This is a genomic window from Desulfofalx alkaliphila DSM 12257 (genome assembly GCF_000711975.1).
Lineage (GTDB): Bacteria > Bacillota > Desulfotomaculia > Desulfotomaculales > Desulfohalotomaculaceae > Desulfofalx > Desulfofalx alkaliphila.
Genome location: NZ_JONT01000002.1, coordinates 139,813 through 162,777 on the forward strand (window position 1 = coordinate 139,813; position 22,965 = coordinate 162,777).

Annotated in this window: 21 protein-coding genes; 18 read left to right on the plus strand and 3 right to left on the minus strand. The window is 44.0% G+C overall.

The features are described from left to right. Positions 1-17: 17 nt before the first annotated feature. The 3 genes from BR02_RS0102470 to BR02_RS0102480 are packed head-to-tail and all read left to right on the plus strand — an operon-like array spanning position 18 to position 3,759. Complete coding sequence (locus tag BR02_RS0102470; protein ID WP_031513866.1) at positions 18-1,532, plus strand: spore germination protein; 1,515 nt, start codon at positions 18-20, stop codon at positions 1,530-1,532. A 3-nt stretch (positions 1,533-1,535) separates the two neighbouring features. Further along, positions 1,536-2,639 carry a GerAB/ArcD/ProY family transporter gene (locus tag BR02_RS0102475; RefSeq protein ID WP_031513868.1) on the plus strand — a complete coding sequence of 368 codons (1,104 nt, stop codon included), beginning with the start codon at positions 1,536-1,538 and terminating at the stop codon, positions 2,637-2,639. Then, positions 2,632-3,759 carry a Ger(x)C family spore germination protein gene (locus BR02_RS0102480; protein WP_031513870.1) on the plus strand — a complete coding sequence of 376 codons (1,128 nt, stop codon included), beginning with the start codon at positions 2,632-2,634 and terminating at the stop codon, positions 3,757-3,759. The genes BR02_RS0102475 and BR02_RS0102480 overlap by 8 nt, the downstream gene beginning before the upstream one ends. Before the next feature lie 45 nt (positions 3,760-3,804). Here BR02_RS0102480 and BR02_RS0102485 read toward each other — a convergent pair whose 3' ends face one another. Together BR02_RS0102485 and BR02_RS0102490 are read right to left on the minus strand one after the other, a co-directional pair. Continuing rightward, positions 3,805-5,115 carry a [Fe-Fe] hydrogenase large subunit C-terminal domain-containing protein gene (locus BR02_RS0102485; protein ID WP_051688085.1) on the minus strand — a complete coding sequence of 437 codons (1,311 nt, stop codon included), beginning with the start codon at positions 5,113-5,115 and terminating at the stop codon, positions 3,805-3,807. 178 nt (positions 5,116-5,293) lie between these two features. Continuing rightward, on the minus strand, positions 5,294-7,222 hold the full coding sequence (locus BR02_RS0102490) for an ABC-F family ATP-binding cassette domain-containing protein (RefSeq protein WP_031513874.1): 1,929 nt from the start codon (positions 7,220-7,222) through the stop codon (positions 5,294-5,296). Positions 7,223-7,333: 111 nt separating this feature from the next. Between BR02_RS0102490 and BR02_RS0102495 the strand changes: the two genes are divergently transcribed. Next, positions 7,334-7,759 (plus strand): hypothetical protein, encoded by a 426-nt coding sequence (locus BR02_RS0102495; protein WP_031513875.1) that lies wholly within the window; start codon positions 7,334-7,336, stop codon positions 7,757-7,759. A 146-nt stretch (positions 7,760-7,905) separates the two neighbouring features. Here the strand turns inward: BR02_RS0102495 and BR02_RS0102500 are convergent, their stop codons facing one another. Next, the gene (locus BR02_RS0102500) at positions 7,906-8,382 is read right to left on the minus strand and encodes a phosphatidylglycerophosphatase A family protein (protein ID WP_031513876.1); all 477 of its coding nucleotides are present in this window, start codon (positions 8,380-8,382) and stop codon (positions 7,906-7,908) included. A gap of 433 nt (positions 8,383-8,815) precedes the next feature. Here BR02_RS0102500 and BR02_RS0102505 point away from each other — a divergent pair, with 433 nt between their 5' ends. The 14 genes from BR02_RS0102505 (at position 8,816) to BR02_RS0102570 (ending at position 22,960) form a co-directional block, all read left to right on the plus strand. Then, the gene (locus tag BR02_RS0102505) at positions 8,816-10,438 is read left to right on the plus strand and encodes a sigma-54 interaction domain-containing protein (RefSeq protein WP_034638697.1); all 1,623 of its coding nucleotides are present in this window, start codon (positions 8,816-8,818) and stop codon (positions 10,436-10,438) included. Positions 10,439-10,529: 91 nt separating this feature from the next. Continuing rightward, positions 10,530-11,738: an ABC transporter substrate-binding protein gene (locus BR02_RS0102510; protein WP_031513879.1), complete on the plus strand. Its 1,209-nt coding sequence runs from the start codon at positions 10,530-10,532 to the stop codon at positions 11,736-11,738. 76 nt (positions 11,739-11,814) lie between these two features. Next, positions 11,815-12,687 carry a branched-chain amino acid ABC transporter permease gene (locus tag BR02_RS0102515; protein WP_031513881.1) on the plus strand — a complete coding sequence of 291 codons (873 nt, stop codon included), beginning with the start codon at positions 11,815-11,817 and terminating at the stop codon, positions 12,685-12,687. A gap of 10 nt (positions 12,688-12,697) precedes the next feature. Further along, positions 12,698-13,600 carry a branched-chain amino acid ABC transporter permease gene (locus tag BR02_RS0102520; RefSeq protein ID WP_031513883.1) on the plus strand — a complete coding sequence of 301 codons (903 nt, stop codon included), beginning with the start codon at positions 12,698-12,700 and terminating at the stop codon, positions 13,598-13,600. Between the two features lie 29 nt (positions 13,601-13,629). Continuing rightward, on the plus strand, positions 13,630-14,403 hold the full coding sequence (locus tag BR02_RS0102525; protein ID WP_420795375.1) for an ABC transporter ATP-binding protein: 774 nt from the start codon (positions 13,630-13,632) through the stop codon (positions 14,401-14,403). Next, the gene (locus BR02_RS0102530; RefSeq protein WP_031513887.1) at positions 14,404-15,114 is read left to right on the plus strand and encodes an ABC transporter ATP-binding protein; all 711 of its coding nucleotides are present in this window, start codon (positions 14,404-14,406) and stop codon (positions 15,112-15,114) included. A 42-nt stretch (positions 15,115-15,156) separates the two neighbouring features. Further along, on the plus strand, positions 15,157-16,875 hold the full coding sequence (locus BR02_RS0102535; RefSeq protein ID WP_476580446.1) for a sigma 54-interacting transcriptional regulator: 1,719 nt from the start codon (positions 15,157-15,159) through the stop codon (positions 16,873-16,875). 142 nt (positions 16,876-17,017) lie between these two features. Further along, positions 17,018-17,323, plus strand: coding sequence for a (2Fe-2S)-binding protein (locus BR02_RS0102540; RefSeq protein WP_031513890.1), 306 nt, complete (start codon positions 17,018-17,020; stop codon positions 17,321-17,323). Further along, the gene (locus BR02_RS0102545; RefSeq protein ID WP_031513892.1) at positions 17,320-18,396 is read left to right on the plus strand and encodes an NAD(P)/FAD-dependent oxidoreductase; all 1,077 of its coding nucleotides are present in this window, start codon (positions 17,320-17,322) and stop codon (positions 18,394-18,396) included. Before BR02_RS0102540 ends, BR02_RS0102545 begins: the two co-directional genes overlap by 4 nt. A gap of 5 nt (positions 18,397-18,401) precedes the next feature. Beyond that, positions 18,402-18,941 carry a 4Fe-4S binding protein gene (locus BR02_RS0102550; protein ID WP_337999110.1) on the plus strand — a complete coding sequence of 180 codons (540 nt, stop codon included), beginning with the start codon at positions 18,402-18,404 and terminating at the stop codon, positions 18,939-18,941. Between the two features lies 1 nt (position 18,942). Continuing rightward, positions 18,943-19,251, plus strand: coding sequence for a (2Fe-2S)-binding protein (locus tag BR02_RS0102555; RefSeq protein ID WP_031513895.1), 309 nt, complete (start codon positions 18,943-18,945; stop codon positions 19,249-19,251). Beyond that, on the plus strand, positions 19,244-20,392 hold the full coding sequence (locus BR02_RS0102560) for an NAD(P)/FAD-dependent oxidoreductase (RefSeq protein WP_031513897.1): 1,149 nt from the start codon (positions 19,244-19,246) through the stop codon (positions 20,390-20,392). Before BR02_RS0102555 ends, BR02_RS0102560 begins: the two co-directional genes overlap by 8 nt. A 25-nt stretch (positions 20,393-20,417) precedes the next feature. Continuing rightward, entirely contained in the window at positions 20,418-20,804 is a 387-nt protein-coding gene (locus BR02_RS0102565; RefSeq protein WP_034638700.1) for a 4Fe-4S dicluster domain-containing protein, read from the plus strand. Then, a complete protein-coding gene (locus BR02_RS0102570; RefSeq protein ID WP_031513900.1) occupies positions 20,804-22,960 on the plus strand; it encodes an aldehyde ferredoxin oxidoreductase family protein in 2,157 nt (718 codons plus the stop codon). Before BR02_RS0102565 ends, BR02_RS0102570 begins: the two co-directional genes overlap by 1 nt. Positions 22,961-22,965 lie beyond the last annotated feature (5 nt).

The window sequence follows — 22,965 nt, forward strand, 5'->3', positions numbered from 1 at the left end:
CAATTTTTCGATACTTCATGCGGGGAAAGAAAAGCTATCCCAGTGCTAACCAAGCTGCTGATTTATTAAACCGGCAGGTGTCTGCTGATCTGCATACCAATGTAGAAATTATTCAAAAACTTTTTAGCGAAATGCCTGACCTTATCATCCATAGTTTTAAGGTCAATGAAACGGGCACACCTGCTGCCCTGGTTTTCATAGACGGATTAAATGAAAAAAAAGTGCTCAATGATAACATACTGTATCCATTGATTCATGAAACCAAACTTGACAAGCCCCATTTAGGACTAAGCATTACCGCGTCCAATATAAAAACCGAGCTTAAATGGTCTAACATAGAAGAGGCCCTGTTGCTGGGCAGCGCTGTTTTGTTCATGGATGGCCAAGCCAATGCGCTTATTTTGGATACCCAAGGGTGGGTACAGAGGGAAAGTTCTGAGCCGCAAAATGAGTCGGCCCTAAGGGGTGCCCACCAGGGCTTTGTGGAGACCGCAAAATTTAACATTGCCATGATCCGCCGATATGTGGCCAGTAGGGAGCTAAAGATGAAACAATTGATGGTGGGTAAAAGAGTGAAAACCCAGGTATTCTTATTGTACTTGGCCGATGTGGCAAATCCGCAAGTGGTACAAGAGATGGAGCGGCGTATCAGGAAATTGGATGTGGATGCAATTATTAATACCGGTGAACTGAAAGAATACATTGAAGACAATAGGTACAGCATATTTCCCCAGTTTCAGGTGTCTGAAAGGCCGGATAATGTGGCATTAAACATCTTAAAGGGCCGTGTGGCGGTCGTTGTAGATCGCTCGCCGGGTGTAATTGTTGCCCCTGCTACATTATTATCATTTTTTCAGACGGTGGATGATTACAGCTTTCGCTGGATTCTCACTTCCTTTATCAGATTATTGAGGGTATTTGCCGCTTTTATTGCTTTGTTTTTACCGTCCTTATACATTGCCATAGTTACTTTTCACTATGAAGTTATGCCCTTGGACATTGCAATGATAGTGGGTGAATCCCGGGAGAAGGTGCCTTTCACGCCCATTGTTGAAGCATTATTGATGGAGGTAACCTTAGAGATGCTAAGGGAAGCAGGATTGCGCCTGCCATCGCCCATTGGACAGGCCATTGGCATCGTGGGTGGCATTGTCATCGGCCAGGCGGCCATTGATGCTGCCATTGTCAGTAACTTGTTGGTGGTGGTGGTGGCACTGACTGCCATTGCATCGTTTATTATACCAAACCCGGAGATGTCTGCGTCTATACGGTTGCTGCGCTTTCCCATGATGATATTGGCCTCGCTCTTTGGTATGGTAGGGGTTATGGCCGGTATGATGATGCTCGTTGCTCATTTGATAAGCTTGGAATCGCTGCGTACGCCCCTGGCAAGCCCCTTTGCTCCGCTGCGCTTGACAGATTTGAAGGATGCATTTATTCGCTTCCCTATCAGAATGTTGCAGCATCGACCCCATGATGCACGGCCGACCCAGAGAAGGAAACAAGGTCAAAACAAAAGAAGTGGCGATTAAAATATGAAAAAACACCATCACAATTCAATCACCTTAATGCAGTATATCTTTATTATCGTCGGTACCCAGGTAGGAGTTGGTATTTTTTCACTGCCTGTGGAAGTGGCCGAAACTGCAGGCACAGATGGATGGATGTCTATTATTCTGGGCTGGTTTGTGGCTGTGCTAGTCAGCTTGGCCATCATTAATGTCATGAAAAGGCATCCTAATGATACTGTTTTTGATTTGTTAAAGAGATATTTTGGCAAATGGCTGGGCGGTATCGGCATAGGGTTGTGGATAATATATACTGCTTTTGCTGCCTTTACTGTAATAATGATGTACATTCACATTTTACAAATATGGGTATTGCCGGTAACCAGCACTTATATGTTGGCAATTCTGCTGCTGGTGCCCATGTATATGGTGGCCAGAGACGGCGTCAGAGTAATTGGCAGATATGCAGAATTAATTTTTTTCTTAGCCATTTGGATACCTTTTCTGATCCTTTCTAATATTACGGAATCCCGCTTAATATATATTCTACCGCCACTAAAGGAGGGTTTGTTACCGGTTATAGCGGCAACCCGGGAAACCCTGTTTGCTTTTTTAGGGTTTGAACTGGCCTTTTTGTTTTATTCTTATTTAGATAAGAAAGAATATGCAATTATAGGGGTAATTGCTGCCAATACCATCTCAATGATGATATTTTTAATGATTACCCTTACCAGCTTTACCTATTTTAGTCCTGACGAAATTCTGCAGTACATATGGCCTACTCTCATGCTGCTAAAACCGATCGAATTTACAATCATTGAAAGGTTTGAGATATTGATCTTAACATTTTATTTATTTGTTGTTTCCACCACCGTGATACCCTATCTTTTTACTGCAGCCTTTGGAACCGGCTTATTATTTAAACTTCAAAGCCATAAAGGCCCTTTAAAGGTCTTTATATTAATGTTTATCGGTGTAAGTTATATTGTGTATTTTGATCGTTATTTGCTGGGGTTGGCAGTAGATACTTTTAGTAAAATGGGGCTTATCTTTGCCTACCTATTTCCTGTTTTGTTATTCCTCTATATTCTTGTTTGCAGAGTCATTAAGGGGGAGCCCAAAAGTGATTAAAAAATTTTTGTCAGTTACCGTACTGTTTCTCATAGGTATAACTATTACCTCTTGCAGTTTCCGTGTTCCGGATATGATGGTTTTGGAAGACTTAAATGTTACATTGTCCATTGCCATGGATCTTGAGGACGACCGGTATGTTATTTATCAATCAATACCTGTTTTTAGGAAGGATGTAGAGGAAGAAGTCAGTGTACTATCTATGCCTGCCCAATCCATGGGCCAAGCAAGGAAGGTTATTTCCACCATGGGCACCGGGAAGATGGCAGAGGGAAAACTTCAGGTTTTGCTGCTGGGAAGGGAATTATTGGATGAAGGGGATATAATATGCCATCTTGACTATCTCTATCGAGACCCGATAGTGCCGGCCAATGTAAGGATAATTGCAGTTAATGGGCCTGTGAAAGAAATTATGCATTTAGATACCGGCAACAAGCCTCGATTAGGGGCCTACTTAAAGGATTTGGTAAAGTCCGGTTATTCGGATGATGCCACTGTTGAAACAACATTACAGGAATTTTTCCGGCAAAGTTATGACAAGGGGATCACTCCCAGTATAAGTGAGATAAAAAAGGGAGACACCGAGATCAGACTTACAGGCACAGCACTGTTGGGGAACGATGGCAGATATGTAACCTCATTAGATAATTTAGAGTCAGTCCATCTGTTGATGTTAAAGAACGAATTAATACTGCCGATGGAGGTGTCTTACCCAACTAAAGATATAATCACCATATACGTAACTGATTTTAAAAGGGATGTTCGGACAAGTTACCGGAACGGCACATTTATATTTGATGTGACAATGAGTGCTGAAACAGTTGGCATTAGAGAGATGACAGTGCCGTCCGGTGAGGGAGAGAATCACGTCCTTAAAAGTAAAAGCCTTGATGAGTTAGAAAAAATAATTGCTGAACAAATTATAGTGCATTGTGAGCAGGTGGTAGAAAAAGCACAGCAGCATCAAATAGAACCCTTTGGGTTTGGTCAGTTCGCCAGAGCCCAATGCTATGATGAATGGAAAGAAATAGAGGAGAGCTGGCCCAAGGTATTTTCAGATGCAGAGGTTAATTTAGATATTAAAATAAAAATCAAAGAGGAAGGGGTAATAAAAAAATAGTATCACTTGGTGGGCATCAACAAAGGACACCCACCGACCATAAACTTATACATGGGCAATGATGTCTTCTTTTTCGGACAATAGGTCTGCGTGCATGCCGTAAAAATCATTCCACCTGCGGGCTTTGTCGTTGGCCAGCGCTTCATATGCCCTGGCTTGATTGGCGTGCGCCCTGACAAGTTTTGCGGCCTCCTTGCTGTTAAGAATGGTTCCGGGGCCACCAACACAGCCGTGGGGGCAGCCCATTCCTTCCATAAAGTTGGCATTTAGTTTTCCTTCTTCCAGTTCTTTTAGTAATTTGTTGCATTCTTTAAGCCCATCACCATAAACGGCGCGAATCTCAAAATGCGGTGCCAGAGTTTCTACCGCCCTGGTTATCGCCTCGGTAACTCCGGCAGTGTGGGCATAGATGCGGCCGTCGTGGGAGGCATCTTCCATTTTTATTTCGCCCAGTGAACCGTCCAAGGGTACATCAGCCGCTTCCAACAAGGCCCTTGTCTCCTTAAAGGTGAGTACGCAATCCACCGCCGGTTGCAAATCAGGGCGCTTGGCCTCGGCTTTTTTGGCAATGCACGGCCCAATAAAGACCACTCGGCAGTGGGGTTCCCGTTCTTTTAACATTTTTCCCAGGGCAATCATGGGAGACATGGAGGCAGAAACCAGGTTGGCCACCTTGGGTCGAATTTTCTCTACCAGTTTAATAAAGGCAGGGCAGCAGCAAGAGGTAATCATAAATTTTTCACCCCTGTCCATGCGCTCCACAAATTCCTTAGCCTCCTGGACGGTGACCACGTCGGCGGCCATGGCAACCTCGTATACGTCAGAAAAACCAATTGATTTCAAGGCCCCCTTAAGTATTTCCGGTGTTACCTTTTCACCGAATTGACCCACAAAGGCCGGGGCCAATATGGCGTAAACCGGGTATTGCCGGCGCTGCATAATCATATTTGCCACCTGGGCAAATTCCGAGCGGTGCACTATGGAACCTGTAATGCAATTATCAACACACCAGGTGCATTCCACACAACGTTGGGCGTTAATTTTATAATTGCCCTGTTCATCCTTATCAATTGCTCCTGTGGGGCAGACCTCAACACAGGGTTTGTTTTCGGCGCAGTTATCGCAAGCGCCCTCAATCATTTGCACCAGCAACGAATTATCATCTGATTCATCGTCTAACATTAAAGAGAGGCGCTTTTCTACCCTCTGCCGCCAGAATTCCCTTTGGGGGTCATTGTCATCAAAACAGTCTTTCATGATGCGGTTTACCGTTTTATCCCGATCTTTAATGCCACTTTCTTTAATTTGCCGTGCTAAACTTACCATTAAGCGGTGGGTAAATTCATTAGGCTGCAAAAAAATCACCCCTGTAACAAGGCTTTAAAATATAAAACAAAATGTCTTCTAAGCTAGTTTCCTCTAATCAATCCCTGTTTATCCCCGGTAATTAGTAAGTAGTAGAAAACACAGGGGTAATGACACAGCCTAGGGAGCAGTGCCCAGTGCCAAGAATAATAGAGAAACCGGAAGCTCCTTAGGAGATTCCGGTTTCTTCTTCTAAATTAATCCATTCCACAAGATGTTTCTCTAAATCAGTCTTTAAGTCTTCTATTTGTCCGTTTATTTCCAAACACCTATTATGATCCTGATATACTGTGGGCAGTTCTAACTGCTGCTCAAGTTTAGCAATCTCATTTTCACACTCTGCAATTAACTCTTCCAGCTGTTCTATTCTGCGTTGTCTTTTTCTTTGCCGGCGTTGAATTTCCTTATTTTCTAAGTACTTTTGTTTATCCTGCTGTATTTTTTTACTTTCTCCGCCGGTATTAGTGGCTTGCTCATCCTTTTCTAGCTCTTGTTTTTTAGCAATGTAATAGTCATAATCACCCAGATAAGCGGTGACCCCGCGCCGGCTAAGCTCCAGCACTCGGGTGGCAACACGATTAATAAAATATCGGTCGTGGCTGACAAAAAGTATTGTGCCGGGAAAGTTTATCAAAGCCTCTTCCAGCACTTGGCGGCTGTAAATGTCCAAGTGGTTGGTGGGTTCGTCTAATATTAATAAATTACCCTGCCGGAGCAGCACTTTACTTAAAGCCAGCCTGGCTTTTTCGCCACCGCTTAAATTATTTACAGTTTTAAGCACCTCTTCACCGGTAAACAAAAAATTTCCCAGCACGGTGCGAATGTCTTTTTCGTCCATACGGGGGAATTCATCCCACAGTTCATGCAGTACTTGCTTATTTCCGGTAAGTTTTGCCTGCTCCTGCTGGTAGTAGGCTATTTGCACCTTGGTACCGTAGCGGATGTGGCCAAATAAAGGGTGCAACTGACCGGTTATATTCTTCAGCAAGGTGGATTTGCCCACACCGTTAGGACCCACAACAGCAATACTCTCGCCACGCTCTACAAGAAAATTAATGTTAGATGCAAGCGGGTGGCCATAGCCAATGCTCAGGTTTTTCACCTCTAATACCTCTTTGCCGCTTTGCACCTTGACGTTAAACTTAAAAGAAATATTTTTGCCGTCTTGCTCCGGCCTGTCCATTAGGTCCATCTTCTCTAACATCCGCCTGCGGCTTTGGGCCCTTTTGGCGGTGGAAGCCCGTGCGATGTTCCGCTGTACAAAATCTTTAATGCGCGCCACTTCATCCACTTGCTTTGCATAGAGCTTTTGTTTTTGCGCCAATTCTTGAGCTGCCAGTTCTAGGTAGCGGGTGTAATTGCCCTTATAACGGGTAATTTTATTGTTTTCCAAGCGGTAAATTACATTAACCAGTGAATCCAACAGGTAGCGGTCGTGGGAAACTACCAATATTGCTCCGGGATATGATTTGAGATATTGTTCCAGCCAGTCAAGTGTGTTAATATCCAGGTAGTTGGTAGGTTCGTCAAGCATTAACACATCAGGGGATTGCAGCAGTAGTTTGGCTAGGGCCACAAGGGTTTTCTGTCCGCCGCTGAGATTATTGATCAAGGTATCCTTGCCAAGGGCGTCGATATTCAGCCCATGCATAAGGCTGCGCACAGTGGAATGATAACTGTAACCCCCCTGTTCTTTAAAATCTTCCGATAATGATGAGTAGTTTTGGCAAAGCTGTGAATAACTGCGCTTATCGGCAGCCACAGTGGGGTCAGCCATCATTTTTTCCATATTTCTAAGCCGGTGCTCCATTTCTATCAAGGGTTGAAAGACAGAAATAAGTTCCTGATAAATACTTTTATCCGATTCTAAACCGCTGTCTTGGGAAAGATAGCCCACCCTTATATCTTTGGGTTTGATTATTTCTCCGGAATCACAGGTAAGTTCACCCACCATTATTTTCATCAGTGTGGACTTGCCTGCGCCGTTTACCCCTACCAGCCCCACCCGTTCGCCGGATTTTACAGTGAGGGTAACATCGGTTAAAATAGGGGTGGCGCCGAAGGATTTGGTAATGTGGGAAGCCTGCAACAATATCATTTTCTATTCACCTCTACACTTTAAGTAGTTTATCGCACTGTATGGTTACAGGCAAGCCATTGTAATTTTAGTTTTAGAAAAACAAATTTAGATGCTCAGGAGGTATAAATAATGTATACTATTACACCCCAATCAGGCAATATCGGTATTATAAAGGCACCCCATGCAGTAAAAACCACCGGAGTGACCTTGGTCAGTCCTGATTTTGAAAAACCTTATAAAGCTCTGGACAAGCACCACTTGATCAGTGCTGCCATGACAGGCAAATTTGATTATCGTTGGGAGTACAGCAAAGAAGATGAGGCTTACCTGTTAAAAGTTAATTATTTTCAAGGGAAACTTGAATTTACGGTGAGATTTCCTAAAAAAGGTGCCGGGGAGATTTTACAGGCCCTGATATCTAAAAACCAGCGTGTTGTTACCATGGTGTTAAAATACAAAGAGGGTGCGCGCCTGCTCTTTGATGATGCGGTGGTTTTGATGGGCATTGAATTGGAAGTTTTACCGGAGGCAGGTTGGCCGCAGGCCGCTGAATAAATATTAAGTTGAAATCTGTCACTTTTTTGCTTGACACCAAATTAACCACTTGCTATTATACCTAATTAAAGTAGTAGTACATAAAGAGGGCAACGGTAATCATACCGTTGCCCTTTTTATGCAGCAAGTATAGTTTTTTAAACCCTCTACCCATTATTGGAATCTCGATGACGATGGGCCATCCGGCTGGCTGCAGCGGCTATAATGGCACACACAAGATCGTCTAAGAAAGTATTCACCTTGCCACTGTTGGTATCCAACTTTTTAATGATGCCGGGTTTGCCTTTGTCAAGGTAACCAAAGTTTGTCGAACCGATTGTTCCGTAAAGGGTACCAATACCCAAGGCCAGTATTTCGTCTATGCCATATAGACTGTCGTCGTTGCGCAGTATTGATAATAAGGGTTCTTCTAATAATCCCTTTTCGGCAAGTTCATCCAGGGCAATACCGGTTAATATTGCATGTTGAATGTCACGTTTATTGAGAACGGCCAATATGTTGTCTTTACATTTCTCGTAGGTTAAATTAGGCAGATAAGGGCTTTGGAGTTCATATAAAACCGGAACGAGATCATCTATCTTTACGCCCCGCTGCTGCAGTTTTATTATTACCTGTTCTTTCATAAGCCCACCTCATTTGCTTGGTTTTGTACTAAATAACTAACTGCCGTATATACAATATAACATATTTAACGGGACAAAAGATACAAATTTAACGGGACAAAAGATACAAAGTAAATAAATATAACACCCATGTCGAGGGCCATAAATCAAATTTAATAGGGCGCAGGGGACCCTAGGACCAAGAAAAACTAGCAAGGTTTTATCACCGGCACTTCCCCCCAGGCATAGGATGGTTAGAAAAGCATTTCAGTTGTCTATTATTTGTACATATTGAAGTAAAAAATTTTATAAAAATTTTAGATGTCAAGAAGGAATTTATTAAATCCATGAAGAATAATAGGCCTTGTCGTCAAATTATTAAACACCTGTTGTTCAAATGACATTTGAACAGTTTTGGGTGGAGAATACTAAATACATGGGGTGGTGCAACTTGATGGCGCAGCATAGTTTTAACCTGCGCGTTAAAGATTTAACACATATTCCGATACAGCAAGTTGAATCCAGCAAAAAACTAAAGGCACAGTTAGCAAAGGCCTTAACCGTTTCGTCCGATGACCTCTTAGAAGAGATTCTTACTGACACTGAATACAGGGGCCAGCCTTTATTAATTAAAGATTCTAAAGGTAACAGTTTGGGAATATTATTGCCGGCCATGCTGATTAGCCAACTAATCAGCGCCTATCAGCGTTTAATAAGGTACGTGGACTGTTTTTTAGAAACGGTAGATGAGGCTGTATGTGGTATAGACGGGCAGCAAAGGGTAGTCATCTGGAACAAGAATGCCGAAAAGATGTATAATCTTTCCTCCAATGAGGTGCTGGGCAATACCATACATAATTATTTTAATAATTTAGTTATAACCGGTTTAATACATCAAGATCAGCAGATAAAATCGCACTATCATCAGCCCTGCGAAGGAAAACACGTGCTTATAAATGCCTCTTCCATAAAGGTCGGTGAAGAATTTATAGGCGGCATTTCCTGCGAAAGGGATATCACCGAATTGGTTCAATTAAACCAGCAACTGGCTAAAACCAGCTCAAAGGTAAAGGTGTTGGAGGATGAGATCAAGAAAATTTCCAATAGTCAGTCAGCTTTTGATAAGATAGTAGGCAGATCCAATAAAATTACTGAAGCGGTGGCCCTAGGTAAAAAGGTGGCCGGCACCGATGCACCGGTTTTGATACGGGGTGAAAGCGGTACCGGCAAAGAAATGTTTGCCAGAGCGTTACACCTGGACAGCCATCGAAAAGACGGCCCCTTTATCACAGTAAATTGCGGAGCGATACCGGGTAATTTGTTTGAGAGCGAGCTCTTTGGTTATACCCCTGCAGCTTTTACCGGTGCAACTGCCAAGGGTAAACCGGGAATCTTTCAACTGGCTTCAGGGGGTACGGTGTTTCTGGATGAAGTGGGTGAACTGCCGAAAGATATACAGGCCAAGCTGCTCAGAGTGTTAAAAGACAAGGTGTTTTATCCCATGGGTTCAATGGAACCTGTGCAATTTGATGTGCGTGTAATTGCAGCCACCCATCGGGATTTAGAAAGCATGGTGAGCAAGGAACAGTTTAGGGATGATTTATATTACAGTCTTAGCGTGGTACAGGTAGATATGCCTCCGCTTAAGAAGCGTAAAGAGGATATTCCTGAGCTGGTACACCTATTTATCCAAGAGTTTAGCCAAATTTACGGCAAAACTATCAGCAAAGTAAGTCCAAAGGTTACCAACGCCTTTTTAGAATACACATGGCCGGGCAATGTGCGTGAGCTAAAAAACGCTGTTGAACGATTGGTAGTTTTAGCAGAAAACGAGATAATAAATGAAGACTGCCTGCCAGATAATTTACGCAGACATACATATATATCACTGGTGTCAGCACCGGACGGTGGAAATTTAACGGACGTAACAGTGGAAACAGAGCGGCAGTTGATTTTGAAAACCCTAGAGCAGGTTAACGGCAACAGATCGGAAACTGCTCGTATACTGGGTATACCACGCAGTACACTCTATTATAAATTACGTCAACTGGGTATACCTACCAAAGACCAGGGTTAAAGAATGTGATTTCGGGGGGAGGTGAGGACCTTTCATATAGTCTAGTTAATTACTGATAAAGAACATTAAATATCATGGGGGAGGAATAAATTTGAGAAAGAAGAGTTTGTTGTTAACAGTGATTGCCTTGCTGGCGCTATCACTTATGGTTGTAGGCTGTGGCGGTGACAGCGATACACCTGGCAGTCAGGCTGCAGGTGATGTGATTAAAATTGGTTTTTTAGGCGCTAAAACAGGCGGACATGCTGATTTCGGCATTAAAACCTTAGAAGGCATGAAGATGGCTGCAGAGGACATAAATAATGCCGGCGGCGTCTTGGGTAAAAACATTGTAATTGTGGAAGATGACCACGGCAGTAAGCTGACCGAGGGTGCCTCTGTTACCCAGAGGTTAATTACCAGGGAAAATGTTGTTGCCATCGTGGGTGACCCCACAACCGGTATCACTAAGCTTGCGGCTCCCATTGCTGAAGATAATAAAGTTGTATTATTGTCAGCCGGTGCTGTGGGTGCCGATGTGGTAAATGACGAACAAGGCAACCTGTACGAATATATCTACCGCAACACCTTGCTGGATGCCTTTGCTGCGCCGGCAGTGGTTGCATACCTAAAGGAAGAAATGGGCTGGGAAAATGTTGCGTTGGTTACTTCTATGAACAATGACTACAGCGTAGGACTTTCTGAAATCTTTAAAGGTGCTTTAGATGAACACGGTATTAGCATTGTTGCCGATGAAAAAATATCTGACGGCGAACAAAACTTCTCTGCCACAGTAACTGCCATTAGACAGACAAATCCCGACGGCTTGATATTCACCGGTTACTATACTGAGGGTGGACTGTTGATGAGGGAAATTAGAAACCAAGGCATGGATATTGTCATGGTTGGCGGCGACGGTCTACTGGGCTCAACCCTATGGGAGATGGGCGGCGAAGCAGTTAACGGCAGTATGGTTTACTGTGGATTCGAAGCTGATCCTACCATTGCTAACGAAAAAACCAAAGATTTTATCGAGCGCTACACAGAGGAATATGGTGTAATGCCTAATATGTTTGTGGCCCAGGGTTATGATGCAGTAATGATGTTGGCGGATGCCATGACTGCTGCCGGAAGTGATGATCCCACCGTATTTAAAGAAGAGATTAAGAGCTTACAAAACTGGCAGGGTGTTTCCGGAACAATTACCATTTTGGAAAACCACGAGCCATTGAAGAGTCCGGTGTTCTTGCTCGAGGTTGTTGAAGGTGAAGATGGCCAGCAGTTTGGTGTGAAAGCAGCAATCCCTGTGGAAGGTAATTAATTTTTGTCAGTTTACTGGGCATAGCCATCACAGTGGCTATGCCCAGTAATACCATGCCGAATGGAGGAAGTAACTGATGTTTGAACAACAAGTTATAAACGGGCTTACCCTGGGGGCTGTTTACGCCCTGATTGCCTTGGGGTACACCATGGTTTATGGGATTATACAACTGATTAACTTTGCCCACGGAGAAATATACATGATTGGTGCCTTTACCGGTGTTATAATGGTTGCCATTTTAGGCCAAGGGTTTTTTGTCTCCATTGTAACAGCAATGGTGGTATGTATGATTTTGGGTGTATCCCTGGAACGGATTGCATATCGTCCGTTAAGGAAATCTTCACGTTTAGCAGTGTTGATTTCTGCAATTGGGGCATCTATATTTTTGCAAAATGCCATTGTCTTGTGGAGAGGCCCTCAGCCCATGGGGTTCCCGAAGGTAATTAACGATGTCATTTATCATGTGGGACCGATTGAGATTTCCAAAATGCAAATATTAATTTTAACCACAGCTGCAATATTAATGGCTATTCTCAATTATGTAGTGAAGTATATTAAAATCGGCAAAGCCATGCGTGCCGCTTCCGAAGATTACGATGCTGCGGCGCTGATGGGTATTAACATTAACAGGGTAATTTCCTTTACCTTTGCAATTGGTTCTTCCTTGGCGGCAGCAGGCGGGGTATTGGTGGGTATGTACTTCAGCTCGGTGGCACCCTTGATGGGTGTTATGGCCGGTCTAAAGGCATTTTGTGCAGCGGTCCTTGGTGGCATTGGCAGTATTCCCGGTGCCATGTTAGGTGGTATGTTTTTAGGGATTGCCGAGACCATGGGTATTGCTGCCGGCTTTAGTACATATAAAGATGCCATTGCCTTTACCTTGCTAATCATTGTTTTACTGGTTAAACCCACCGGCTTAATGGGCAAGCCAATTCAAAGGAAGGTGTAGGTGAGCTAAGATGAACGGATTTCTCGAGTCTTTAATTAACCCTTACTACATGCAAGTGCTCACTCTGATGGGAATATATATTATTGCTGCCTTGGGCTTAAATTTGATCACCGGTGTCACCGGACAACTGTCCTTTGGCCATGCTGCATTTTTGTCGGTGGGTGCTTATGGCGCGGCCATAGTGTCTGTGAAATTACAATTTCCATTCTTCATGGCACTTATTATTGGCGGCTTGTTGGCAGCACTTGCCGGGGTGGTAATTGGTTTTCCGGCCCTTCGTTTGAGGGGTGATTATTTAGGTATTGCTACCCTGGGTTTTTGTGAAATAATCCGAGTTGTTTTTTTGAACAGCAGCATAACCGGCGGGGCACTGGGTTTTGCAGGTATCCCTCGGGCATCCAATATTGTACTGGTATTTTCTCTGGTGATTGTCACCGTTGTTGTGATGTATTCAATACAAAACTCTCGCTTTGGCCGAGCACTGATATCGATTCGCGAAGATGAAATTGCTGCTGAAACCATGGGGGTTAATACTGCGGCCTATAAGGTAAAGGCCTTTGCCATTGGTTGTTTCTTTGCCGGCATTGCCGCTGGATTATATGCGCACCTGTTACAATATATTAATCCTTCAGATTTTGGTTTCATAAAGTCTTTTGAATTATTATGTTTTGTGGTGCTGGGTGGCTTGGGCAGTATACCGGGTGTGGTATTGGGCACCTCTGTGCTAACGCTGGCACCTGAAGCTCTGCGTGTGTCATCTGAATACCGGATGCTGATTTACGGTGCCCTAATGGTAACCATGATGGTATTCCGTCCCAATGGATTTTTGGGTGGCGTTGATTTGCATCGTGTCTTCTTTAAGAATAAATATAAAGCAGAAGCCGACCGGGGCTCCACTGCCGGAGGGGCTTAAAGGTAGTATGCGATGAGGAGTTGATGGACGTGGCAAATATTTTAGAATTGCAAAACGTGACCATTCGTTTTGGCGGGCTGACGGCAGTGGACAGTGTAGATATGTGTGTTGAGGAAGGATCTATTAGGGCCCTGATAGGGCCCAACGGAGCAGGCAAAAGCACTATTTTTAACATTGTTACCGGTATTTATGCCCCTACCAATGGTAAGGTGATTTTTAAGGGCGAGGATATTACCGGTATGAAACCTTATAAAATTACTATGAAGGGTATTGCCCGTACATTTCAAAATATCCGGTTATTTGGGCAAATGACGGTATTAGATAACGTTAAGATTGGCCAGCACTGCCGTACTAAAAGTGATTTTTTAGGCGCTATTACCGGTTTTGTTAATCCAATTGTTAAAAGAGAAGAAAAGGAAATTGAGGAAAGGGCATTAGAAACTTTAGAGATTATGGAGCTTTACCATAAGAGGTATGAGTATTCTAAAAACCTTTCATATGGTGAGCAGCGACGCTTGGAGATTGCCCGGGCTTTAGCCACAAACCCAGCGCTAATATGCCTTGACGAACCTGCGGCGGGTATGAACCCCCAAGAAAAACAAGTGCTGATGAAAATGATTAGAAAAATACAAAATATGGGATTGACGGTTTTCTTAGTGGAACACGATATGAAATTTGTTATGAACCTATCAGACCAAGTGGCAGTTTTGGATTATGGTCGTAAAATTGCTTCCGGTACCCCTGCGGAGGTACAAAAGGACCCGGATGTTATCGCTGCCTACCTGGGAAAGGATGTGGATTAAATGCTGCTTGAAATTAAAGATCTTCATGTTTCCTATGGAGCTATCCGGGCATTGGAAGGTGTTTCTTTTACAATAGATACAGGCGAGATAGTTGCCCTTATCGGTGCCAATGGTGCCGGCAAAAGCACAACCTTGCGTACAATTTCCGGTTTAATTAAACCTACCCAAGGATCTATTATGTATAAGGGCAATGATTTGGTTAAGCTGCCACCCCATAAAATTGTAGAAGCAGGTATTTCCCAGGTGCCTGAGGGCAGAAGGGTGTTTACCCGTATGACGGTGTATGAGAATTTAGAGATGGGGGCTTATACCAGAAATGACAAGTCCGGTATAAAAGAAGATTTAGGCAAGGTATTTAAAAGGTTTCCCCGTTTAGAGGAACGTAGGAATCAGTTAGCCGGAACTCTCTCCGGTGGGGAACAACAAATGTTAGCCATGGGAAGGGCATTGATGTCCCGTCCGGAGGTGTTGTTATTAGACGAACCTTCTATGGGTTTAGCACCCATGTTAGTTAAAGAAATATTTGAAATCATTAAAGAAATTAACAGTTCAGGTACTACTGTGCTGCTGGTGGAGCAAAATGCCCATATGGCATTGTCCATTGCTAACCGTGCCTATGTATTAGAAACCGGCAGGGTTGTGCTATCCGGTTTGGCCAGTGAGCTGATTAACGATGAAAAAGTGCGCAAAGCTTACCTTGGGGAAGAATAAAACCCCTTTGTGGATGGATTATGCATTGAGGGAGCGATTGATTTGGTGCTGACTGTAAAAGAAGTGATGTACTGCAATTTTGTAAAAACAACTCCCGAAATTACTGTTGCTGAAGGAAGAGCTATTGCTTCTAAAAATGACGTTATTTTATTGGTGGTGGATAAAAATAATTTACTGGGAATAGTTTTCCATAAATATTTATTTGACAATAAGGTAGAACCAGATACCGGCATTACAGAAGTGATGCGCAGTGATTTTTCTATTCTCGATAAGGATGCTTTAAATGATGACGTTATGACCTATTTACCTGAATTGCGCTATCATCCTTTAGTGTTGGCCGGGAATGATGATGAACTCTTGGGTGTCTTGGCCTTTGACTTATTATTTACTGAGCTGGCTAAAGAATTGGTGGTTACCAAGGCCAGGTTGAGTGCTGTGCTGGATACAGTGGGTGAAGCCGTTTGTGTGGTTGATGATGAAGATAAGGTGGTCAATTGGAATTATCGGGCCGAGGCTTTGTACAATATTAAATCCCAAGACATTGTCGGTAGAAATATTGATGAGTATTTCTCCAATTTAATGGTTACCAAGGTCATTAAAGAGCGTTCCGGTGTAAGTTCGGTTTACCATCAACCCTGTGAAGGCACCCATGTATTGATCAGTGCCAAACCCATCAAGGTAGGCGATCAAATAGCGGGTGGAGTATCCGCTGAAAGAGATGTTACCGAGGTTGTGCAGTTAAATCAGAGACTTAATCTTGCCAGCAGTCAGGTACATGAGTTGCAGAGTGAAATTAAACGTATAACCGGAGGTAAAAATCCCTTTGCCCGTATTAAGGGACACCATCATAAGTTAACAGAGTTAATAAACATGGCCCAAAAGGTAGCCCAAACCAACGCTCCGGTGCTAATTAGGGGTGAAAGCGGTACAGGTAAAGAACTGTTTGCCCGGGCCATTCATGATGCCAGCAGTCGAGCTGATAAACCCTTTGTGGTGGTTAACTGTGCTGCTATACCGCCGACCTTATTTGAGAGTGAAGTGTTTGGTTATGAAGCGGGTGCCTTTACAGGTGCCGACCGTCGGGGTAAAATTGGGTATTTTGAAAGTGCAAACGGGGGCACCTTGTTTTTGGATGAAGTGGCAGAACTGCCCCAGAATTTACAGGTTAAATTATTAAGGGTGCTGCAAGACCAAGAATTTTACCGGGTGGGAGGAAGCACACCGGTAAAAGTAGATGTGCGCATCATTACAGCCACCCACCGCAACTTAGAGGAAATGCTCAGCAAAGGCTTGTTTAGAGATGATCTTTACTATCGCTTAAATGTGGTTACTTTGGAGGTGCCTCCTCTCAGAGAGCGCAGGGAAGATATTCCGGAATTAGTCTATCTGTTTGTTCAAGAATACAGTCAACTTTACGGTAAAAACATTGTCAAATTAGAACCGGGGGTTATGGCTATTTTACTGGCTTATCCCTGGCGAGGTAATATAAGGGAAATGAAGAATGCCATTGAAAGAATGGTCATTTTGGCCGAAGGAGAAGTAATTGACGAATCCTGTGTTCCGAAAACATTGAAAAAACAAGGTGGCAAAAATCAAGCTCCATATCAAACGGGCTTAGTCTCGGTTACAGAACAAACGGAACGGGAACTTATTCAGCGCACCTTAAAACAAGCTAACGGTAACCGTTCCCAAGCAGCGAGAATGCTTGGTATTCCGCGCAGTACTTTATACTATAAAATGCATCAATTAGGAATTATGTAAACATCTATCAGGTGTCAACAACACTGTCTGGTGTTTAAAAAACTGACATGTATATAAAAATACGGCAGGTAAAAGCGCGCCATTGCGCGCTTATTGTTTTGGCATGTATTTTGCAATGTCATAATTGGGGGAGGTAATGCCAATGCGAATAAAAGAACATCCTATTTTAAAATTTGAGCACGGCAAAAAGGTGAAATTTTATTATAACGGTACCGAACTTGAAGGTTATGAGGGTGAAACCATTGCTGCAGCTCTACATGCGGCAGGAATACGCACCATGCGGGAAAGTATTCATTTGCACCGGCCCAGGGGCCTCTTTTGCAATATCGGCAACTGCTCATCATGCTTAATGGTTGTTGACGGTATGCCCAACGTCAGGGTATGTGTAGAAAAATTGCGTGAGGGTATGCGTGTGGAAACCCAAAGAGGGAAGGGTGAGTTGAAATGAGATACACTGAAATATGTATTATAGGTGGTGGACCGGCAGGCCTGACTGCGGCCCTAAAAGCTGCCGGTTTAGGTGCAGAGGTTACCCTGGTGGACCGCAATGACTATTTAGGTGGTCAATTAATTAAACAAACCCACCGTTTTTTTGGCTCTAAACAACAAAGGGCGTCGGAAAGGGGCATTAACATTGCCCGGGAACTATCTGCAGCCGTTCTTAACAACGATAAAATAAAGGTTCTTACTGAAGCCACTGTTTTGGGCTACTATGAAGACGGTGTGGTGGCGGTGGAACAGCATGATAAATTCATTAAAATAAAACCCCAAAAACTTATTGTAGCCACCGGCGGTGCAGAAAAAACACTGGCCTTTCCCAATAATGACTTGCCAGGAATATATGGGGCAGGGGCGGTGCAAACGCTGGTTAATGTAAATGGGGTAAAACCGGGCAAAAAGGTTTTGATGGTTGGAGCAGGTAATATTGGTGTTATTGTCAGCTATCAATTGATACAGGCCGGCGTGGAGGTGGCTGCAATTATTGAAGCAGCGCCCACAATTGGGGCTTATTGGGTTCATGCCTCAAAGGTGGTGCGTGCCGGTGTGCCCATTTATACCAGCCATACTATCAAGCGTGCCTGGGGTGATCAAGAACTGGAGGGCGCAACCGTTGTCAAGCTGGACGAGAATTGGCAGCCCATTGCCGGTACGGAAATAGATTTTGATGTGGATGTAATTTGTCTGTCGGTGGGCTTGAGCCCCCTCACCGAATTGTTATGGCAGGCCGGATGTAAAATGGCATATGTGCCGGAGCTGTGTGGTCATGTGCCCCTTAGGAATGAGAACCTGGAGACTTCAATACCCGGCATATATGTGGCCGGCGACGTGGGCGGTATTGAAGAGGCCTCGGCTGCCATGATGGAAGGCGCATTGGCCGGGCTAAATGCAGCAAAATCCTTAGGTTACCATGCTCCGGACTTTGCTGAACAGCGTGCCGGTGTGCTAAAAGAACTGGAAGGCTTAAGGTCCGGTCCTGTGGGTGAAAAAATTCGTTCCGGGCTGGCCAAAGTGGTCCTTTAAATATTGTGCCTGAGGTCCGTTTTCTGTTTTTAGGAAGGGAGGAGTTTAATGTGTTAGCAAGAACCGGTGTACCAACCGCAGAAGATATAGCTGAGGTTATGCCCAGCAAAGAGAGATTAGCTAAGGGTGCGGTGGCAATGATTGAGTGTTTTCAGAAAATACCATGCGACCCCTGCTACCATAGCTGCAAGAGACAGGCCATTCAGCCCTTTGCCGATATTAATGATCGCCCCCGATTAGATCATGATAAATGTAACGGCTGTGCAATGTGTTTAAGCCGCTGCCCGGGCTTGGCCATATTTATTATTGACCAAACCTACAGTGCCGATAAAGCACTGATAAAAATTCCTTATGAATATTTACCGCTGCCCGCCGAGGGTCATGTGGTGGATGCGGTGAACCGTGCAGGACAGACAGTGGGAGAAGCCCAGGTTGTTAAGGTACAATCCTCTGAAAAATTAGAGGGAACCAATATTGTTTGGTTAGCTGTACCCCATCACCTGGCTATGGAAGTAAGACACTTTAAGGTTAAGGAGGTGCGGTAAAATGTCAGGTTGCGGTTGTAAAACCAAAGATAACAAAGATGTAAACATTATTTGCCGTTGTGAAGACATAACCTTGGAAGAAATCCGTGCCTACATATATGACAAAGGTATCACAGACCTTGAACAGTTAAGGCGGTTGCTGCGGGTGGGCATGGGCCCTTGCCAGGGAAGAACTTGTACACCTTTAATCGTTAGGGAGATTGCTGCGGCCACCAAAGAGCCGGTCAGTGATGTGCCCCTAACCACTTTCCGCCCTCCTACTACACCAGTGAAATTAGGAGTGCTTGCCGGGGGTGACGATAATGATTAAAACTGCAGATGCGGTGGTGATCGGTGGCGGAATTATAGGTTGTTCCACCGCTTACAACTTAGCCAAAATGGGATTAAAAAAGGTTGTATTGATAGAAGAAAAGTATATTGCCAGCGGGGCCACAGGCCGTTGCGGTGCGGGTATGCGGATGCAGTGGGGCACCGAGCCAAATGCTGTGCTGGCCAGGGACAGCGTGGCCATGTATGAAACGCTGGAAGAAGAATTGGAATATGACGACAGTATCGAGTTAAAACAAGAGGGTTATTTGCTGTTGGCTTACAATGAAAAAATGGTTGAGCAGTTTCATAAAAATTTAGGCCTGCAGCACAAATTGGGTATTCCTTCCCGCTGGGTTACCCCTGAAGAAATCAAGGAACTGGTGCCCCATATAAATCTGCAAGGATTACACGGTGCAACATTCTGCCCAAAGGACGGTCACTGCAATCCTTTTAAAGCAACGGACGCTTATGCCCAGGCTGCAAAAAGACTGGGTGTCGAAATATTGACATACACAAGGGTTACAAAGCTCCTTAAAGAAGGGGATAAGATCAGTGGTGTAGAAACTACTAAGGGTACAATATTATCACCACTGGTAATAAGTTGTGCCGGTGCATATACCCGTGAGTTAGGGCGCATGGTGGGGGTAGAATTGCCCATTTACCCGGAACGCCACCAAATCTTAGTTACTGAGCCGGTGGAGAAACTGCAAGGCCCCATGGTGATGTCTTTCTACCATGGTATTTATTGCCAGCAGGTACCCCATGGTGGTTTTATTATGGGTTTAGGTGACCCCAACGAGGTAAAGGATTATAATATTAAGTCCAGTTGGCAGTTTATGCATGAAATGGCCGCTAAAATTACCTTTATCCTGCCCATACTGAAAAACTTGAGGGTGGTAAGACAGTGGAGCGGTCTATATGATTTAACACCTGACAAAACTCAAATACTGGGTGCTATTCCTGAGGTGCCTGGTTTCTTCGTTGCCGCCGGTTTTTCCGGTCGTGGCTTTATGATTGCTCCGGTGGTTGGCAAACTGATGGCAGAGGTGATGCTGGGCCAAGAACCGGAATACCCCATAGATATGTATGGCGTGAAGAGATTTGAAAGTGGCCAACTATATGTAGAACCGTCAGTTGTTTAGTTGTCATCATTGGGAGGTGAAGATGTTGAAAAAGTTGGATAAAAAAGAAGAACTATGTACTGCCTGCCATCTGTGCGAGCAAATATGTTCCCGCACCTATTTTAAAGAAGAAAACCCCAAAAAATCTGCCATACGAATTGAGGAGCAACCGAACATAAAGATTACCGTATGTTCTCAATGTGGTGAATGTATTGACCTTTGTCCGGCGCAGGCCATTTATCGAGACAAAAAAGGTGTTGTTAGAATTAGGAAAGCCATTTGTGCCGGCTGTTTTGCCTGTGTTGGTTTTTGTCCCGAAGGGGCCATGTACCACCAGGGTGAGCTGGAAGAACCCTTTAAGTGTATCGCCTGTGGAATTTGCGCTAAGGAATGCCCAACTGGAGCAATATTTGTAGAAGGGGAGGCGACATAATGAATGTTGAGCAGTTAAAAGCAGCCCACAAATTGCTGGCAGAGTACAGATATACCCCAGCAAAGTTAGACAGGGGCTATGCCAATAAATCGCTGTATATTAACCTATCCGAGAATAAAATTGAAGAAAAAGTCGTTACCGAAACAATGAAGGAAAAATTTATTGGTGGCAAGGGCTTTGGTCTTTGGTATTTATGGAATGCAGTAACACCGGAAACCAAATGGAATGATCCGGAAAATGAAATAGTAATTTCACCTGGACCCATTGGCGGTATTACTCAGTATCCCGGTGCAGGCAAGTCACTGGTGGTAAGCATATCTCCCACCACCGGTTCGGTGGTGGACAGTAACGTAGGCGGTTACTTTGGACCACTGCTGAAATTTTCCGGCTGGGACGCCCTAGAGGTGCAGGGTAAAGCAGAGAAGGATGTAATTATCTTTATAGATGGAAACAATGGTCTTGTTACCATTGAAGAATCCCCGGAGGAAGCGGTAGACAGTCACCTGCTGGGTGAACAACTAACAGAAATGTTTGCAGATAATGAAGAGGATAAAAGAAACATTTCAGTTGTCTCAGCAGGCACCGCTGCAGAACATACCTTAATTGGTATGTTGAACTTTTCTTTTTACGATGCAAGAAGAAAGGCAGTGAGATTAAAACAGGCGGGCCGTGGCGGTATAGGAACGGTACTAAGAGATAAAAAGATTAAAGCAATTGTTGTAAAATTCCGGGGTGTTAAAGGGAACTTGAACAATGTTGCTGACTTTGAAAAGGTGTCCAAAACAGGTATCAAGCTACACAAAGAAATTTATAACGGTGACGACAAGCAAAACAAAATGAGACTGCGTGGCACCACATTTTTAGTGGGAATTATGAATGACTACGACTTACTTCCCACCAATAACTTTAAATTTGGTTCTCACCCAAAGGGCAAGGAAATATCAGCCCCCAAATGGGTAGAGAGATTTAATTACACCGGGAAATCCGACGGATGCTGGTACGGGTGTACCCTGTCATGCTGTAAGGTAATGTGCGACTTCGAACTAAAAACCGGGCCCTATAAGGGACAAAAAGTAATTATTGATGCACCTGAATACGAAACCATCGCCGGGGTAGGTTCCAACTGCGGCATATTTGACATTGATTATATAGCTGAGTGTAACTTTTATTGTGATACCTACGGCATTGATACCATTTCCTTTGGTACTTTAACTGCCTTCCTGATGGAGTGCTACGAAAATGGTATTATAAACAAAGAAATAACCGGCGGCCTGGAGCTGAACTTTGGTAACAAAGAAGCTGCCATGGAACTGCTGCACCAAATGTCCAGGGGTGAAGGATTCGGTAAAATAGCCGGGCAAGGTGTTAGAAAGTGCAAGGAACTGTTTATTAAGGAATACGGCGCAGACGCTAATTTCCTACAGGATATAGCCATGGAAGCAAAGGGAATGGAGTATGCTGAATACCTGAGCAAAGAATCGCTTGCACAGCAGGGTGGTTTTGGTTTAGCCAACAAAGGGCCACAGCACGATGAAGCATGGCTAATATTTATGGATATGGTAAATAACCAGCTGCCCACCTTTGAAGATAAAGCAGAGGCCCTACACTACTTTCCAATGTTCAGAACATGGTTTGGCTTAGTAGGACTTTGTAAATTGCCTTGGAATGATATTGTACCGGAGGACAACGGATTAACCGATGAACCTGCCAAAGTACCTGAGCACGTGCAAAACTATGTAGACCTATTTAACGGGGTTACCGGCAAAAACATCACGAAAGAGGATCTAATTGCACAGTCCGAAGGTGTATATAATTTCCAAAAGGTATTTAACTTAAGAATGGGTTTTGGCACCAGGGAGTATGATAAGGTACCTTATCGTTCTGTGGGACCGGTTACTGAGGAAGAATATCTGTCCAGGCAAGAAAGGTATGACGGCCAGTTAAAAGAACTATTAGGCATGGATCCGGAGGGCATGTCCACCCAAGAAAAAATGGCTGCCCTGAGAAAATACAGGGAAGAACAATACGAAAAATTATGTGATGCCGTTTATGAAAGAAAAGGCTGGACAAAAAATGGCATACCAAAGTTAGAAACACTAAAACGTCTAGGCATGGATCTACCTGAAGTTGTTGAGGTGGTTAAACGCTATTTATAGTAAAT